A 16,795-nucleotide genomic window follows, 5' to 3' on the forward strand; every position below is an offset into this window, starting at 1 on the left:
CTGTTGCAAAGCTATAACTCATTTAAAAAGCTAACGTACTCTTTTTTCCCTTGCAAGGAATTGATTAATCGTTCATCTGCTGTCCAGAACTCGCATGATTGACCAGTTCTATCTCTAATTTCTTCCACGACAGCTAAAAAAGCAGCATCATACAGGGTGGGTAAGTCATAATAACAACTGATTTTCCAGGCCCGGTCCATAATAGAAACTTCATTTACGTACTCTATGCCGGGGAAACTCGTAAAGCTGTTCCACATTTCACTGGCGTCCTGAAGGTTAACCTGCTTTGTTCTGATCTTTTTTCTGAAGATACTCCCCATTTCAGCCCAGGCAAAAGACGGCAGAACTATAATTTGGTTGTCTTCAATGACCTTTTGCATCAAAACCTTTGCCTTAAAGCTGTCCTCTTCCTCAAAAAACAACTTGATAAATACCGAGGTGTCAATACAAATGTATTCACTCATATCGGTTAATACCCTCTCGTAAGTCCCGAATCAACTTGACAGAATCCTCTTGAATACCGCTCTTTTTGGTTACCCGTTCTTTTAATTGTAAGATATTCGCTAAACTCTTTTTTCGACTTTCAGCAAATCCACTTATTTCTTGTTGCTGCATTTTAATGAAACTCTCGGCATCAATAATATAAGCAACAGGTTTTGACCTTTGCAAGATGGCTATAGGTTTTTTGGTTTTTATCAGGTTTGCCAATACGGCTTTGGCGTTCCTCCTAATTTCGGTGATGCTTACCATGTGCATATTAATATCACTCCCAAACGTGTCTTTAATAGCATTATATCATAGTCGGTTTACGGCATAAAATTATTTTTTGAGTGTTATGGGCTATGGTCACCCGCTCTCACGCCGGCAGGAATATTCCGGTTATACCGGATGCTTTCGGGCACGAAGGATTACCATATCGAATAATATGTTTTACAGCCGCCTAACGGCTAAGGTCAGATGTTTCTTGTATTACTTTTGAAAAAAGAAAACAGCCGGGCGATCCGCATGGGACCTCCCGGCTGTTTTAATTTTACTTTAGTGGCTCAGCAGCGGTGTTAGAAAGGCGGCAGGTGCAACCAGAACAAAGAAAAATGCGAAAAACACAAAAAACTGCTTAATAAAGTCATGATTTTTGATATAGATTAAGCCTTGTTGCAAATCGCTGAAATAGCTGGTTGTTTGCTTTTGCAGTGCTTTTGCGTGAACCGGAACATCCAAAAATACAAATAACGCAATGATCGCTATGGCTGCGGTAAACACATCGATAAAGAAAATGGTTTCGATTGAGGCCATTGTAAGAAGTGCGCCGCTGACCATGGGAGATACGAGCATTACGAGGAGTAAAACCGATAATTCTCACATAAAGTGTCAGTAAAAAAGTTGGCATTATCCGTCTTAGAAGTCTACCCTTTTTAGTTAGCCAAAGTATTTTTCTGCTTACGGTATATTTTAAATGTATGCAGGAAAATTGCAATCACCAGCCACGCAATGGAAAATAAGAGGCCATTCCTGATGTAGGGCCATAATATATCCCAGCCAATCTCTTTTAAACTTAAATATTTCCAGGCATTTGCCACATGGATATACGGCCAGATGCATTTCACAACCTGGGAAAAACCTGCCGGCATCATGTATTCCGGCCAAGTAGCGCCCGAAGTAAGAATAAAAAGTGTATAAATAATAGAATAAAATTCTACAAAGTAGGTGTAGTTTTGTTTATTCAGAAAAGATATAAGTACCAAGCCCATAACCGTTAGGGCCAATAAAAATATTATCATCAGAATAAAATAAGCCAGAATATTACCCCTGACCGGTAAACTGTAAATTCTGCCGCACAAGCATAAACCGGTGAAACTAGAAATACAGATCGTGATCCACATGGTTCCGATCCGCACCAGTAGAGACTTGCCTCTTAGTATAAGCACTTTCAAGCTGATTTTATAGTTGGCCAAAAATTTTTTCTCTTCAATAAGAGCTGGTAGGAGATAAATAATTAGATAGAAAAATTGAATTATCAAAAGAGTGGCAACATACGTTACATAACACATATAACTTAGTTGCGGGTCATATAAAGTCCGGTCTTTAAAGGAAAAAGCAGACATGGCCTGTTTTGCTGCTTGAGGAAGCATATTTTTACCTTCAAAAATGTTAAGCTGAAACTGTGCATTGAATGTCCCTAAAATCATTGCAAAACAGGCCATGATCAACCGGAAAACCTTTTATTGTCACTATGAAAGCAAAGCTGTTCTCTTTGATGAAATAGTCAAGGATACCCTGGATCTGCTTATGCAAAATTTACAGTATGAAAAACTGGATTTTGACAATGCTCTTTTCTCTATTGATTTAAAAAGGGAAATCCAGACGATTCTGCATAATGTCGCCGAAAATAGAAGGTTATTTAGAATTCTCTTTAACTGCAGTTCAAGCTATGAACTTACCATGCAGATAGAACGGCTCTTACAGATAAAAATTATCTATAAATTAATTGACTCAAATCCGGCTAAGGCCTTCACAGAAATACCCCAAGATCTTTTAGCCAGTTCTGTGTCCTCGGTTTTCATGAGAATTATAAAGTGGTGGATCAATCAGGATGTATATTCAGAAGAAGACGCTGCTAAAATTTTCTTGAAGCTAGTTTCTACAGGATTTACGAAATCATTTGGTTTTATTAATTATGAGCATTAAAACTGCGAACGTTACCAGGCAAAAACTAAACGGCCTGGCTCCGATTGAATTTCGGAACCAAGCCGTGAGTGTTGCTTAAACTATTTATTTTTTTAATCTAATTGCCAGGTAGCAGTTTATTGCAGAAAGGTGTTTAAGTCTGTCTATATAACTGTTGGGCCTATAATTCTGATAGGCACCAAAACCAATTTATGACATATTGCGGTAAACTACTGACACTTAAGTGAGAACAACATAAATAACCCTTTGCGAGTCCATCGTATAAAGAGGGGCCACCGGGGGGCCGCAATAGCGGAATTCACTGTTTTCCCGTATACTGACAGCAGCTCTTGCCAATAGATACAGCGCCTGTGCTTTAAGCGGCCCTCGGTCATTTGGTTACGCAAAGTCTGACTGCGGCGGCGTTTACCGGTTTGATGCCTTTCACCTCGCTGATTCTTGCGGTTATCGTGCTGGGTGAGTAGCCTGGGTGGCAGCAGTGGGTTGGCGGATTCATGGTTATATTAGGCATGCTGCTTACCGGTCTGAGACGGCCAAAAGTACGGAGACTGCATGTGGCGGGTCTGCCTTAACCGGATTTTAGATCTGCCCGCCCACCCGGAGTTATACCAAAAGCCGGGCGATCCGCATAGGACCTCCCGGCCGTTTTAATTTTACTTTAGTGTCCCCCTGTATCAGGGTGCTGCCTGCCCCCCTGATTTCGCAGCTTATGAAGAACTGCTTCAGGCTTTCCCGCTTCAATTAACACTTTGCTGCCCAGCAAGAAAAATCCCTGAATAAACAACAGAAATCCGGTGCCCATAAGCAGCCATTCTATTTTAATAATGTCGGAAATTGGTCCAAAAACTAGCATCCCCAGCGGCATCATCGAGGTTGCTATCATTCCTAATACACCAAATACTCTTCCCAGATAATCCCCCTCAACTTTCTCCTGTAACAAGACCGTAGAAGGGGTATTAAAGAAAGGCATTGCAACACCGATCAAACCCATGAAAATTAAATAAAGCCAAAAAACAGGAACAAACCCAAGCGCGAAGGTACAGGCGCCGATAATAAAACTCGATATTGTCATGGTATGAATTTTGTTTTTAAAACCGCCCCAAGAAGCCATGATGATTCCACCGAGTATCATACCCAGAGAGTAGGCAATTTCATTGGCCGTTAAACGCCAAACATCGTCACCGAAGCTGCGCGTAATCTGCAGCGGTGTTAGAAAGGCGGCAGGTGCAACCAGAACAAAGAAAAATGCGAAAAACACAAAAAACTGTTTAACAAAGTCGTGATTTTTGATATAGGTTAAGCCTTGTTGCAAATCGCTGAAATAGCTGGTTGTCTGCTTTTGCAATGCTTTCGCGTGAACCGGAATATCCAAAAATACAAATAATATAATGATCGCTATGGCTGCGGTAATCACATCGATAAAGAAGATGGTTTCGATTGAGGCCATTGTAAGAAGTGCGCCGCTGACCATGGGAGACACGAGCATTACGAGGGCTTGAATACTTCCGTTTGTTCCGTTAACCTTGGTAAGCTTATCCTCCGGCACAAGCTGGGGAAGAATGGCCCCGACCGCCGGAGTTTGAATGCCTGTTCCGATAGCGCGGACAGCTGACATCACAAATAGCAGCCAGAGCGCATCGTATCCGATTAAAAACAGGATGGCTAATATCAGCGTTGAAATCGCTATCAATGAATCTGACAGAATGATTAGCGCTTTCCGGTTGTAGCGGTCAGCCCATACCCCCGCAACCGGTGATAGGATAAAGGTTGGCACGAAGCCGCAAATGATAGATATGGTCATCATGACACCCGATTGCGTGGTTAATGTGATATACCACATAATGGCATATTGAACCAGGGACGATCCAAAGAGCGATATGCTCTGGCTGCCCAAAAATAGAATAATGCTCTTTTGCCAATTGGTTTTCTTATCTGCTTCTATTACATATTTATCAGTTAGTCTCATCTTATTCGCGTCCTTTTCTATGTTCATTTGCAATGGTTATTGCATAAGCCTGCTATTTTAATAACAAAAAAACACAGGCTACCTGCCTGTGTTTAAGAGTAAATGGATAAGGACCATCTAAAGAAATCTGAGAAAGCCTGAACAGCACCTTGTTAAATCAAGGAACTGACATGAATCTTGATGGATAAGTAAACCGTATTACTTTCCCAAATGATAATTTCTATTTTTAAAGACAATAAATTTTAAAGACAACAAAAAGAGGGTAGAACTGTCCCTCTTTTTTCACATAATCGTAAAATAAAGGTTTCCCTAAAAATAGACAGACCAATCCCATTTACCCTGCAGGCAAGCAGAGCCTTTGAACGTATTCAATTAACGGCTCAAAGTTTGGAATCGAAGTCTGATAGATGCCACAAGGAAAACCTCCATTTCTTAAAGTTAAAGTTATCTTAACATAGTACATCATTATTATCAACATGTTATATCAAAGTCGGGCTTTTAGGCGCTTTCTTGGCCTGGCTGCAAGAGAACCGGAATTTTAGGCTACCCATTCGGCTAGTTTCTCGGGATCCTTGATCACGATCTCACGGCCCTGTACATCAATACATTGATGACTGCGAAACGTATTCATGATTGAGGTCACTGTCTGCCTGGTTGACCCGATCATTGAAGCGATATCGCTATGGGTCAGTTGCAGCTTGATCTTGATCCCCTCAGATGTCTTGATTCCACACCGCTCACTGATCCTTAGCAGCAATAGCGCCAGTCTTCCCGGAGCCTGCAAACACATTAGGTCGTAAACCATGGTCTCGGCGGCACGCATCCTTGCGCCCAGCAGGGAAGCTACCTTCAATGCCAAGCGGTGTTCAGTATCTATAATATCAATGAACTGGTTCTTGGTTAGGATGACCATGTCAACATCACTGATCGCTCCGGCAAAGCAGGTCCGCTTGCCATGATACAGGGTTTCGGCAAGTCCCATAATTTCGCTGGGATTGCGGATGATTCCCACCATCACTTCACGACCGTCCGGGCTCAACCGGTAAATTTTAACATGTCCTTTTTCTACAAGATATACCCGGTCCGCTTGCTCGTTCGCCGAAAAGATGATTTGGCCCTTGGGATAGTGTACTGCAGTACCGGTCCTGCGGATAATTTGGCGTTCATGCTCGTTGACGATTAAAGCATCATCCGGTTCTTTAGAGGCATTCTCAGGCATTTATGTAACCTCCTAGCCAAGTATCCTAAAACAACTAAATATTCTATAATATTCTTACATTCTATCTTGTTTACGGGGTTTCCTGCCACATTGGTGCAATGGTGCGATTTATTTCCTCAAAAAAGTACATAATTCATTCTATACTCTCCATAGGCTCAAACCTTCGCACGAAAAATGTCGGCCAGCCGACATTTTTCGTGCTGTTTGGCCGCTACTTTATCCGTCCTCAATCCGACCTTGGATGTGCTTTTAGTTTGACAATAAAAAGGTCTTCCGCAAGGCTGCAAATTTTTCTGTACAATTCTATAATTTTAATGATTTCTTAATAATTAAACAATCATATGCTTAAAGCTTGTTGCGTTTATCTGCAGCGAGCTTTCAATTCGTTGGTATTGAGTTAACTGTCATGTTTTATGCCGGCGGAACTAATTCGGAATGCGGAGGAGGAATCTCTTTATGAAATGTGCATACTGTGACCTCAAGATGGCCTGCAGCAAAGAAGGGCGTGATTGTCACGGGGGAACGTTGGAGCTTCCGGAGTACAAGGATCCCACCGTTCGCCCGTTTGTTACTTATAGCGCCTTTTTGCAGCACGTGTACGGCAACAACTTGACCCGGTTGCAAGAACTGATCTTCATCAGTCTGATGATGCGGTACAAACAACTGGGTTTGGTTTACTGTGCGGGAATGCACCGGGAGGCTCAATTAATGGCGGATGCCCTGGCGCCGTATTTTGAGGTCAAAACGGTGTGTTGTGACCACTGCCTGGGTAGCGGTGGAGAGCTGCTTCACGACCCGGACAGGCGGTTTGATCTGTATGCCCGTGCTGACCGGACCAAAGTTGACGAGCTCAACGCTTATGATGCGCCCATGCATGTTTCTATGGGCCTTTGTATAGAGCAGGATATCCTCTTCAACCGTCACAGCAGAGTCCCTGTCACCAACTTCGCGGTACCGGACTGGGTGCTCGGGCATCACCCGCTGACGGTTGTCAATACCAGTTACCAGCGTAAAAAATACCTGCAGGGTAAAGGCTTGCCCAAACCCGGGCAGGTACGGAGAACGCGCCTGCAGGAACTAATCCTGTTTGGTCAGCGGGCGGGTTTTAAATCCATCAGTTTGGGATTTTGCAACGGTCTTTTCGAGGAATCAAGAATGCTTTCCGATATCCTCTCACAATATTTTCTCGTCTATTCCGTCTGCTGTAAGACGAGCGGCATCGATAAGAACGAACAGAACACCCCCTACATCAACCCCGGCGCCAAGTTTGAATCCGCCTGCAATCCCGTTGGACAGGCCAAAATTGATAATGCTCTGAAGGTGGATTTATCCGTCCAAATTGGTATTTGTCTTGGTCATGATATGACCTTTGAGGGCTTCACGCTGCCGCCAACAACTACTTTTGCGCCCAAAGACCGGGTGCTGGGGCATAATACCCTGGCGGCCCTGTATTCGGGTTCCCGGGCCATGGATGTGGATTACCACGATCCGCGTCCTTACGAGGTCGCCGAGCGCTATAAGGACTGCGAACCGCCAGGGCATGATCTGGATGATGTGGAACGGGGCGCGATTGCGTAAAGCTGCTGTGGCAGTAAAAGCTGTATTACTGCCGGGTGCTGCAAATTGTGTTTAAGGGGGGTGGGATACCAGCGCATTAAAGGCCGGTTATTTGGATTTATACTTCAGTAATTAAGGGGAAGAGGAGGAATATTCTTTGAAAAAGGGACGGTTGTTGCAGACAGGAACGGTTCTGTTCCTGTTGACCTTCCTGGCGTGCCTGCTGGCAGGGGCCGGCGGTGTCGGGGCAAACCCTGCCGCGGCGACTGTCGGTGACCTTGACCTGCCGGGAAAACTGGGCCAGGCCATCCAGGAAGTGCCGGTAGGAACCGGCCAGGGGCAAATTGATCCCGGTGCCGCCAAAGGTTTTCTGGGCATTCCGGGAGCCCCGCAGGTCAACCTCATCCTGGCCTTTTTGTGGGCCATCTGGGTAGGTTGGATCTTTTCCACTGTTGGTGCATTTGGTGGTATTATGGCCGGCGTAGGTCATATGACGGTTTTTGGCTTGGGTCCTTATGCTAAAACTTTTAAGGATACTGCACCGACGGTAAACAAATTGCTCACCGACAGCATCAGAGTTTCCAACCAGTTCCTGGTTGGTCTTTCAGCATTTGTCTCCAGTATTAATTTCTACCGCATGGGGCGTTTGGTGTGGCCGCTTGGTCTGGCCCTGGGCCTGGGATCAATCCTAAGCGCTATTGCCATTCCCTGGCTAACCGGTGGTAAGGTTAGCTTCAACCAATATCAGGGCTGGTTCGGCCTTTTTGTATTACTGGTTGGCTGCTTTCTGTTTTATGAAACGACTCCCAGAGGTCAGGCCGGCAAGAAATCCGCCAAGGCTGCCGCACAGGCTTTTGAAGCCGGTGTCAAGGAAAAGGGAACTCAAGCGAGTGGAGTTAGAGTGACGAAGGGTGGATTACCCGTCGTCCATTTTACCTTCGCCGGGGTGGAATTCAAGTTTAACGCCGTCTGGGCTTTCCTCGGGGGTATTGTCATCGCCGCGCTCTCGTCATTCCTGGGCGTAGGCGGCGGCTTTTTATATGTGCCGTTTATGACCAGCATCGTCGGCCTGCCGATGTTCATCGTAGCCGGAACCTCGGCGCTGACCGTGTTCATCAGTATGGTTACGAGTATTACGTCGTACATTAGCCTTGCCGGCGCCGGTATTTACTGGTCCCTGATCGGTGTTGAACTGGTCGGTGTTTTCGTCGGTTCGATGATCGGACCGCGGACGCAGAAATATATTCCGGATATCTGGCTCAAGCGCCTATTTGTTCTCCTGGCCGTCTATGTAGGCATCGGTTACTTCAGCAAGGGGTTCTTCGGGCAGGCCTGGGTTCCGATGTAAGCTATGGGAGAAAACAAGTGATACGAGGGTGGGGCCTGCCGGTCGGGCTCTACCCTTTACCGAGATCAGGGGGTGAGGACCGTGGGGTTATGGAGTGCGCTGGATCCCGTGTTCATTGCCCTCTATAGAATCACGGGGTATCCGGTTATTGATTTCTTTGCCGGGACGTTTCTTATCGCGTTCCTTACGGTTGTGCTGGGTGAGTTTACCATTTCAATCGCATATCGCGTCAACAGAGAACACCTTAAGGTCTTGAACTCCAAAATGGTGTCAATGCATAACCGTTCGCTTGGCGCCCTCAAATCGGGAAACAGGGAAAAGTACAAAAGCAGCAACAAGGAGGCCAATGATGCTTTCGGCCGGGTGTTTTTCAATGCGATCGCCCTTTCCGCTGCTTGCCTCTGGCCGGTATTCTTCGCCCTTGGATGGATGCAGACGCGGTTTATCGGGATCGGTTTTCCTATTCCGTTTACCGGTTGGGAAGCCAATTACGTGGTTGTATTCCTGGCGGCCTATATCATTTGCAGGATTCTCTTCGGGCACTTGCGTCCCCGCCTGCCTTACTTTAAACAGGTGCAGCGGGAGCTTGACGAGCACAACAAGGAAGCCGGCAAACTTGAAAGTTTCGCCGACCTTATTACGGAGAAAAGTAAAATAGGTGCGGCACGTGGTCACTAGTGAAGATACAAAATCTTTTACCTGATGATTGTTGGGCGCTGGCAGTCAAGTTTTGTTATAAGTTTAGGCAACTCAACCTCCATGTTACAATAGACCCCTCTATGGCTGGCGGAGCGTTATAGCGCCGACGCTTCGTCAGCCGGCAGAGGACTAAACCTTGAAAGTTACTGGCCTTGTGGGAGGTGCAAAAATGGCTAACGCCGAGAACCTGGTATGGATCCTGGTCATCCTGCCCATTGCCGCCGGTTTGCTGGGCCTGGCCCCGCTGCCTGTGCCGGTACGTAAAGCATTATTGCTTCCCGTATCATTAATCCTCGCGGTGGCGGCGGTCTGGCTGACGGTAACGGTAGCCTCGGGGGGACCGGTTGCGCTGGTCTTACCCGGGCAATGGGATACCGTTTTAACGGTTTTAGATTTTGCGGTGATTGCTTATTTTGTTTACGTCGGTGTAACAGCACGCCACAACCTGGTCACCTTGCTGGCCGTTATTGCGGCCGTGGGGCTGGGTGTGCTGAAATTCGCCTGGCCGGGCACACACGACGCTGCCGGGCAAGTGTTTTACATCGACATGCTTGCCAGCCTGATGTGCCTGGTGATCTGTATTGTCGGCTCAATTATTGTTCTATACGCGCTGGACTACATGCCGAGACATGAGGCTCACCTGCATCGGGAAAAAAGCCGGCAACCTCAATTTTTCCTCTACCTGGTAGGTTTTTTGGGGGTTATGAACGGTTTGGTATTTGCCGATAACCTGCTCTGGCTGTATTTCTTTTGGGAACTCACCACGCTCTGCTGCTTCCAGCTGATCAGACACGACCTCACCGGTGAGGCCAAAGAAAACGCCTTAAGGGCTTTGTGGATGAACCTACTGGGAGCCATTACGCTGGTCGTTGGAACGGGCTTTGTTTACCAATTAACCGGCTCGCTGTCCATACAAACGCTGATCGGCAGCGGTGCGGTTGCCCCGGTTGCGCTTCCGGCCCTGGCCCTATTGTGTTTCACGGGCTTTACCAAGGCGGCGCAGGTGCCGTTTCAGAGCTGGCTCCTGGGCGCCATGGTCGCACCCACTCCGGTTTCCGCACTGCTGCATTCCAGCACCATGGTTAAGGCCGGCGTGTATCTTGTGCTCCGCCTGGCACCCGCTTACGCGGGAACCACCTTATCCGTGACGGTGGCCCTGTTTGGCGGGCTGGTTTTCATGCTGACCTCCATCCTGGCGGTTAGCCAGCCTATATCAAAGCGTATACTTGCTTACTCCACCATTGCCAATTTAGGGCTGATCATTTGCTGCGCCGGTATCAACACCGACCTGGCGATGGCCGCGGCCCTGGCGTTGATTGTTTTCCACGCCGTATCCAAAGGAGCGTTGTTCATGGCCGTCGGTATGGTTGAACAACAAATCGGCAGCCGGAACATCGAGGATATGGAGGGGCTTGGCTTCCGCTCGCCGTTGCTCGCCACGTCGATGGTGGTCGGGATGCTGTCGATGTTGTTCCTGCCTTTCGGCGTGGCCTTTTCGAAGTGGGCCGCCATTGAAGCGGCCGGTGCACAGGCCGGCTGGTTTATTATCGTTACCGCCTTCCTGGCCGTCGGTAGTGCGGCCACACTCGTCTTCTGGGCCAAATGGATCGGCCGGCTGACTACGCGAGTGCCGGCTGAAGTACGGGAGGATAAGCCGTTCCTGGCCTATGCCGGCATTTTAACCCTGGTGGCGGTTGCCGTGGGCTTGAGTATTCTGGTGGCGCCATTGATGCAATGGCTGGTCTTGCCGGCCCAGGTCGGAATGGGGTACGGCCGGCCCTTTGATCTGACCGGATGGAACCTGTTGGCCCAAAATGGTTCTTTTACTCCCTGGGTACTGTTCATTGCACTGGGGATTGCCGTACTGCTCCCGGCGCTTTTGATCAAAGGCCCTTCAAAGGAACAAAGATCGCCGGCCTATCTCTGCGGCATCAACGTGGATGATGATGATGCTCAATTCAAATCGGTCGCCGAGGCTCCCGTAACCGTAAGCGTTGGTGGTACCTACTGGAAGACCGCCTTTGGTGAGGAAAAACTGACCCCGTTCTGCAATTGGGCGGCTCTGGTCGGCCTGGCGGCATTGTTGGTGGGGGTGATTTTGTGATCTGGAACAATCTTTTCGCAGCCGTACTGGCGTTGGTTTTTGCTCCCCTGATCGGCGGTTTGCTGGTCGGTATTGACCGTAAAATTACGGCTCGTTTGCAGGGGCGGATGGGACCGCCGCTGTTGCAGCCATTTTATGATTTTTTCAAACTGGCCAATAAGGCTAAAGTTGTTACCACACGCGGCAATATGATTTGGGCGTGGAGTTACTTACTGCTTACGATGACCGCCTTTACCCTGTTTTTCCTCGGTCAGGACCTGGTGGTAATCTTCCTGATGCTGGCCTTTGCCGGGGGGGCTTTGGCTTACGGCGCCCTGTCGGTGCGCTCGCCGTACTCCCATTTCGGGGCCCAGCGTGAGCTGATCCAGATGCTGTCCTACGAACCGATCCTGCTGCTTACGGCGGTGGCTATTGCGCTGCAGGCCAAGACCTTTACGGTTGAGGGCATCCTGGGATTTGAAAACCCTTTGCTTCCCGCATTGCCTTTGGTATTTGTCGCCGTGACCATTGCACTTGGCATCAAGATGCGGAAATCACCTTTTGACATTGCCGCCTCCGAGCACGCGCACCAGGAACTGGTACGCGGGGTTTATACGGAGTATGCCGGGCCGTATCTGGCGCTTATCCATTTGGCGCACTGGTATGAATTAATTTTGATCCTCGCCTTCATTGCGCTGTTCTGGGCCCAGCCGCTGTGGATCGGCATTGCTGTGGCGCTGGCGGCCTTTCTGCTGGAGCTGTTCATCGACAATCTTGCCGCCCGGCTGCGCTGGTCCTGGATGGTGGCGGTTAGCTGGGGGCTGGGTGTCGGCTTTATCATGCTCAACATGGCATTGCTGCAGTGGCTGGCGTAGCCGTTGGGGCACGGCAAGCCGTGCCCGTATTGTGCGGGGAAAGGAGAGTGCTCGTTGATGGGCATCGTTAATACATCGCGCGTTAAGTCACCTTGGATTCTGCATTACTGCACGGGCGGCTGCAACGGTTGTGACATTGAACTGCTGGCCTGCCTGACACCGCTTTATGACGTTGAACGTTTCGGTATACTCAACATCGGGAATCCCAAGCATGCCGACCTGTTGATTGTGACCGGCCCGGTCAACTGGAAGAACGAACAGGTTTTGCGCAACCTGTTCGAGCAGATGCCTGAGCCCAAACTGGTGATGGCTGTCGGCGCATGCGCCTGTAGTGGAGGCGTTTTCCACAATTGTTACAACACCCTTGGCGGAATTGACAAGGTTATTCCGGTTGATGTTTACGTTCGGGGTTGCGCCGCGCGACCGGAAGCTATCATTGACGGTGTGGTGGCTGCTTTAGATAAACTGGGCAAACGTCAGTAGTCGGCCTTCAGTGGTCGGCAGCAGCGGCGGAGATAATCCATTCACTGTTTCCGGCGACTGACGACCGGCTACCGACGACCTTTTTTTAGGGAGGGAAAGTGTTGCAGAACCGGAGTATAGCAAAAAACCAGTTGCTGGACTCGGCCAAGGACCTCTTGATCAGGGGCGGCAGATTGTCAAATGCTGTTTGTATCGACGAGGGAGAGACCTTTGAAGTTATCTACATCTTTCAGGTGGAATTGGAACTGTTCAACCTGCGTGTGCGTGTCGCCAAAGATGAGGAACTGCCCAGTCTCTCATCCCTGCAGCTGAGTGCGGCACTGATTGAAAACGAAATGAAGGAGTTCTTTGGGCTGAAAATCACGGATATCGCCATTGACTTCCAGTGCCGAATGCTCCTTGGAGAAAAAAGCCCCCGGACACCAATGATTAAACAACTACCGGTGGTACAATAAGGAGGGTTGCACATGGGGAGGGTTACTTTTCCATTTGGTCCTCAACACCCGGTTCTTCCTGAAGCAATTCAGCTCCAATTAACCTGTGAGGATGAACGTGTGGTTGAGGTTCTGCCGGTAATCGGTTATATGCACCGCGGTATTGAAAAGGCTGCGGAGAAGACCCCCTTTGTCAATAACGTTTTTCTTTGTGAAAGGATTTGCGGAATTTGCAGTTTTATTCACGCGCTCTGTTATTGCGAACTAATGGAAAACTTGATGAAGACCAAAGCCCCGCCCCGGGCACAGCACTTGCGGGTGTTTTGGAGTGAACTTTCCCGTATCCACAGTCACCTGCTTTGGTTGGGTCTGCTGGCCGACTCGTTCGGCTTTGAGAGCCTTTTCATGCAGTGCTGGAGAGCCAGGGAAATTATCCTGGACACGATGGAGATGACAACAGGGCAGCGCGTCATCCAATCGTCTTGCATTATCGGCGGGGTTAGAAGAGACATCAACGGGGAGATGACCGGCCAAGTACGCCGGATGTTGAACAAGTTTAAAAAAGAGTACGATGCGATTTACGGAGTTTTCGCCAAGGACTACACCGTTAAGCAGCGTACGGCGGGCAAGGGGATCCTCGGTAAGGAGGACGCCTGGAAGCTTGGCGCTCTCGGCCCGACCCTGCGGGCTAGCGGATGGGCATCCGACGCCCGCATGCTTAATTATTGCGCATACGGTGAACTGGGTTTTGAACCGGTTGTGGAGAACGGCTGCGACAGTTTCGCCCGAATGATGGTTCGGGCCCGCGAAATCCACCAGTCGTTGGATTTGGCTTTTAAAGCGCTGGACAATTTGCCCGCTACCGAACTGGCGGTAAGAATTAACGGCTTCCCCCGGGGAGAAGGCATGATCCGGGTCGAGCAGCCCCGCGGTGAACTTTTTGAATACGTCAAGGGTAATGGTACAGTCTACCTGGAACGGCTGAAGGTGCGTACGCCGACCTTTGCCAACATCCCGACCTTGCTGGCGATGCTTCCGGGCTGTGAATTGGCGGATGTACCGGTTATCGTTATGTCCATAGACCCGTGTATCGCCTGCACCGAACGTTAAACGGCGCCTGCGGCTGCCGGCTGTTGCTGTTAATTGATGCCGCAGGATTAATTAAGGAGGTGATCGGCTGTGCCTGTAATGAGCATGCAGTTGGTTAAAAACTTTTTCTCCCGCCCGGCGACGAGACCTTACCCCTATGAGCAGCGCCCGCCCTTTCCGGAATGGCGCGGAGAGATCGCTTACGATGCTAAGCGTTGTGTGTATTGCGGGATCTGTGCCAATATCTGCCCCGCCAATGCCATTCATATGGAGGAGGATCGCGAGCATCTGCTCATCAAACGTGTCTTTAATTCATATTCATGTATCTACTGCGGACGCTGCGCTGAGCTTTGCCCCAACAGGGCTTTGGCCATGGATACAGGCCGTCCCGGGCCTACCCTCGAAAAATCAACGGACGTGTCGAGCAGCAAGGCGTAAAGTGAATTTGGATGTATGCAATAGAAGGACGTGCTGCACATGCATGAATTCTCACTAATCAGCGCTCTGATGGAAACAGTATTGGAAAGTGCGGAGCAAAACCGCATTAGCAAGGTTACCAGGGTAAAACTAATTGTGGGGGAATTTCATGGCGCTCTTCCGGAAGTATTATCCTTTGCTTTCGAGGCCTTAGCCGCAGATACCGTTTGCAGTAGTGCTGAATTGGACATGGAAATTAAAAAGGGACTATTGCGGTGTACTCACTGCGGTCATGAATTTTCCAATGCATTCTTTATCAATAGATGTCCGGTATGTGGAGCACGTGATGTGGATATTCTCGCGGGCAGGGAATTGCATATAGATTATTATGAAGGCGAGTAAGGGGGTAATTTTTTGAAGGTTATCTTGGCCAAGGATTTGCTGAGTGTTACCAACGTCAAGGGTGAACACAACCGGGATATTTTTGAAAAAAACGGGTTGCTGGCGTTAAATATAATCAGTTCCCCCGGTGCGGGCAAGACAACCTTGCTGGAAGTTACCATGAGCTTGATCAAGCATAAATATAATTTCGGGATAATTGAGGGAGATTTATATACATCCCGGGACGCCCGGCGTTTATCGGAGCATGCCCGGTCCATTGTACAGATTAATACCTGCGGCATCTGTCACCTCAATGCTGAAATGGTGGCCAGGGCTTTGGATGATCTGGTGCTGGACGCCCTGGACATAATTATTATTGAAAATGTGGGCAATCTGGTTTGCCCGGCTTCTTTTTACCTGGGAGAAACGTGTAAAGTGGCGCTGCTCAGCGTACCGGAAGGCAGCGATAAACCGGCCAAATACCCCGGGTTGTTTAAAGAGGCCCGGGCAGTGGTGATTAATAAAGCGGACTTATTGCCCTATACAGATTTCGATTTGCCGGGGTGTATACAAGAGTTGCAGGAAATTAACCCCGGGGCGGAAATATTTGTAATTTCCGCCACTACCGGTGCAGGCATGGAAAAGTGGGTAAGTTGGTTGGAAAAAATGGTTCAGTCGGTTAAACAGCTGCCGCGCAGCGGTATGGATGTCCGACTGCCGGATACCGACTCCTGAATTAGAGGTGTTTTAAATGTGTTTGGGCGTACCCGGTAAGGTTGTGGAAGTTAACCCGGCAGCGCAAATGGCAGTGATTGAAACCATGGGTGTAAAACGACAGGTGGGTATCCAGTTGGTGGCGGATGTTCGGCCCGGAGATTATGTAATGGTGCACGCGGGTTATGCCATAGAAAAAATAAATACCGGCCTGGCGCTGGAAACGATCGGTTTATGGGAGGATATTGTTAACAATGAAAATCCTTGACCGGTTTAACGACCCTGATCTGGGGAAAAGGATGGTTTCCAGGGTTAAGGCCATTGCTCTGCAAGCAGTTGGCCGCCTGGGGCGGCCAATTGTATTGCTGGAGGTTTAGACACAAGTACCACTGCAATAAGTGACAGGACCAAAATTGACTTTACCCCTGCCAATAAAAAAACGCCCGCAAACGGGCGTTTTTTTATATGCGCCCGGCATGGGCAGAAGATAAATTGCTATTATCACCAATCTTGTCTACTCAACTTTCACAGAACCAAAAACCCCTTTAAGCTAGGCACAACCTGAAACCAGCAAGTCTTAATTGCTTATGTTGACAATTTAAGACGCATTAGCAACAGCAGGTAACATCTTTTTCCTTATATATGTTGGCAATTGTTGTAACCATATATCGACTTTTTCGGCAACAGATATTGCTTGAGATTCCACCGTATTACCAATCACGATAGAGTTCATTATGGATAACAATTGGGTAAGGGCTGTTTGATAGTCAAGCTCCTTTACCTCATCACACATTATGAAGAACAGCTCCCCCAATGACTTAGGGTCAGTATTTAATCGTGACTCC

Annotated in this window: 20 protein-coding genes and 1 pseudogene; 14 read left to right on the forward strand and 7 right to left on the reverse strand. The window is 48.5% G+C overall.

All coding sequences use genetic code 11. The annotated features are described in order from the left end of the window. Positions 1 to 11: 11 nt before the first annotated feature. From BM056_RS22475 to BM056_RS22490, 4 genes and pseudogenes are all read right to left on the reverse strand, one after another. Positions 12 to 464, reverse strand: a complete 453-nt coding sequence (locus tag BM056_RS22475; RefSeq protein ID WP_092474759.1) for a type II toxin-antitoxin system VapC family toxin — start codon at positions 462 to 464, stop codon at positions 12 to 14. Then, a complete protein-coding gene (locus BM056_RS22480; RefSeq protein WP_092474764.1) occupies positions 457 to 756 on the reverse strand; it encodes a type II toxin-antitoxin system Phd/YefM family antitoxin in 300 nt (99 codons plus the stop codon). The genes BM056_RS22475 and BM056_RS22480 overlap by 8 nt, the downstream gene beginning before the upstream one ends. A 291-nt stretch (positions 757 to 1,047) precedes the next feature. Further along, positions 1,048 to 1,350: pseudogene (locus BM056_RS22485) on the reverse strand (MFS transporter); the annotation flags it as partial. 62 nt (positions 1,351 to 1,412) lie between these two features. After that, positions 1,413 to 2,129, reverse strand: coding sequence for an ABC transporter permease (locus tag BM056_RS22490; RefSeq protein WP_165613674.1), 717 nt, complete (start codon positions 2,127 to 2,129; stop codon positions 1,413 to 1,415). A gap of 70 nt (positions 2,130 to 2,199) precedes the next feature. Here BM056_RS22490 and BM056_RS22495 point away from each other — a divergent pair, with 70 nt between their 5' ends. Then, a complete protein-coding gene (locus BM056_RS22495) occupies positions 2,200 to 2,685 on the forward strand; it encodes a TetR/AcrR family transcriptional regulator (protein WP_092474770.1) in 486 nt (161 codons plus the stop codon). A 658-nt stretch (positions 2,686 to 3,343) separates the two neighbouring features. Here BM056_RS22495 and BM056_RS22500 read toward each other — a convergent pair. Then, positions 3,344 to 4,651 (reverse strand): MFS transporter, encoded by a 1,308-nt coding sequence (locus tag BM056_RS22500; RefSeq protein WP_092474773.1) that lies wholly within the window; start codon positions 4,649 to 4,651, stop codon positions 3,344 to 3,346. Between the two features lie 538 nt (positions 4,652 to 5,189). Next, positions 5,190 to 5,870: a Crp/Fnr family transcriptional regulator gene (locus BM056_RS22505; protein WP_092474776.1), complete on the reverse strand. Its 681-nt coding sequence runs from the start codon at positions 5,868 to 5,870 to the stop codon at positions 5,190 to 5,192. 456 nt (positions 5,871 to 6,326) lie between these two features. Here BM056_RS22505 and BM056_RS22510 point away from each other — a divergent pair, with 456 nt between their 5' ends. From BM056_RS22510 to BM056_RS27415, 13 genes are all read left to right on the forward strand, one after another. After that, positions 6,327 to 7,448, forward strand: a complete 1,122-nt coding sequence (locus BM056_RS22510; RefSeq protein ID WP_165613675.1) for a DUF1847 domain-containing protein — start codon at positions 6,327 to 6,329, stop codon at positions 7,446 to 7,448. Positions 7,449 to 7,584: 136 nt separating this feature from the next. Then, positions 7,585 to 8,775: a sulfite exporter TauE/SafE family protein gene (locus tag BM056_RS22515; protein ID WP_092474782.1), complete on the forward strand. Its 1,191-nt coding sequence runs from the start codon at positions 7,585 to 7,587 to the stop codon at positions 8,773 to 8,775. 81 nt (positions 8,776 to 8,856) lie between these two features. Continuing rightward, positions 8,857 to 9,453, forward strand: coding sequence for a hypothetical protein (locus tag BM056_RS22520; RefSeq protein WP_092474785.1), 597 nt, complete (start codon positions 8,857 to 8,859; stop codon positions 9,451 to 9,453). A gap of 190 nt (positions 9,454 to 9,643) precedes the next feature. Further along, a complete protein-coding gene (locus tag BM056_RS22525; RefSeq protein WP_092474787.1) occupies positions 9,644 to 11,578 on the forward strand; it encodes an NADH-quinone oxidoreductase subunit 5 family protein in 1,935 nt (644 codons plus the stop codon). Next, positions 11,575 to 12,432 (forward strand): respiratory chain complex I subunit 1 family protein, encoded by an 858-nt coding sequence (locus tag BM056_RS22530; RefSeq protein ID WP_092474790.1) that lies wholly within the window; start codon positions 11,575 to 11,577, stop codon positions 12,430 to 12,432. Before BM056_RS22525 ends, BM056_RS22530 begins: the two co-directional genes overlap by 4 nt. Positions 12,433 to 12,489: 57 nt before the next feature. Further along, complete coding sequence (locus tag BM056_RS22535; protein WP_092474793.1) at positions 12,490 to 12,915, forward strand: NADH-quinone oxidoreductase subunit B family protein; 426 nt, start codon at positions 12,490 to 12,492, stop codon at positions 12,913 to 12,915. A gap of 101 nt (positions 12,916 to 13,016) precedes the next feature. Beyond that, positions 13,017 to 13,370, forward strand: a complete 354-nt coding sequence (locus BM056_RS22540) for an NADH-quinone oxidoreductase subunit C (RefSeq protein ID WP_165613676.1) — start codon at positions 13,017 to 13,019, stop codon at positions 13,368 to 13,370. A 12-nt stretch (positions 13,371 to 13,382) separates the two neighbouring features. After that, positions 13,383 to 14,459 (forward strand): hydrogenase large subunit, encoded by a 1,077-nt coding sequence (locus BM056_RS22545; protein ID WP_092474799.1) that lies wholly within the window; start codon positions 13,383 to 13,385, stop codon positions 14,457 to 14,459. A gap of 84 nt (positions 14,460 to 14,543) precedes the next feature. Next, the gene (locus BM056_RS26425) at positions 14,544 to 14,876 is read left to right on the forward strand and encodes a 4Fe-4S dicluster domain-containing protein (RefSeq protein ID WP_274377581.1); all 333 of its coding nucleotides are present in this window, start codon (positions 14,544 to 14,546) and stop codon (positions 14,874 to 14,876) included. 39 nt (positions 14,877 to 14,915) lie between these two features. Beyond that, the gene (hypA, locus tag BM056_RS22555; RefSeq protein WP_092474804.1) at positions 14,916 to 15,257 is read left to right on the forward strand and encodes a hydrogenase maturation nickel metallochaperone HypA; all 342 of its coding nucleotides are present in this window, start codon (positions 14,916 to 14,918) and stop codon (positions 15,255 to 15,257) included. 12 nt (positions 15,258 to 15,269) lie between these two features. Beyond that, positions 15,270 to 15,971: a hydrogenase nickel incorporation protein HypB gene (gene hypB, locus BM056_RS22560; RefSeq protein ID WP_092474807.1), complete on the forward strand. Its 702-nt coding sequence runs from the start codon at positions 15,270 to 15,272 to the stop codon at positions 15,969 to 15,971. A 16-nt stretch (positions 15,972 to 15,987) separates the two neighbouring features. Next, positions 15,988 to 16,218 carry a HypC/HybG/HupF family hydrogenase formation chaperone gene (locus BM056_RS22565; RefSeq protein ID WP_092474810.1) on the forward strand — a complete coding sequence of 77 codons (231 nt, stop codon included), beginning with the start codon at positions 15,988 to 15,990 and terminating at the stop codon, positions 16,216 to 16,218. Further along, the gene (locus BM056_RS27415) at positions 16,205 to 16,327 is read left to right on the forward strand and encodes a hypothetical protein (RefSeq protein WP_274377579.1); all 123 of its coding nucleotides are present in this window, start codon (positions 16,205 to 16,207) and stop codon (positions 16,325 to 16,327) included. Before BM056_RS22565 ends, BM056_RS27415 begins: the two co-directional genes overlap by 14 nt. 221 nt (positions 16,328 to 16,548) lie before the next feature. On the opposite strand, the gene BM056_RS22570 is transcribed toward BM056_RS27415, so the two are convergent. Next, on the reverse strand, positions 16,549 to 16,795 hold a 247-nt coding region (locus tag BM056_RS22570), incomplete at its 5' end, for a hypothetical protein (RefSeq protein ID WP_207648236.1).

The sequence above is a fragment of the Desulfotruncus arcticus DSM 17038 genome (genome assembly GCF_900113335.1).
Taxonomy (GTDB): Bacteria; Bacillota; Desulfotomaculia; order Desulfotomaculales; family Desulfallaceae; genus Desulfotruncus; species Desulfotruncus arcticus.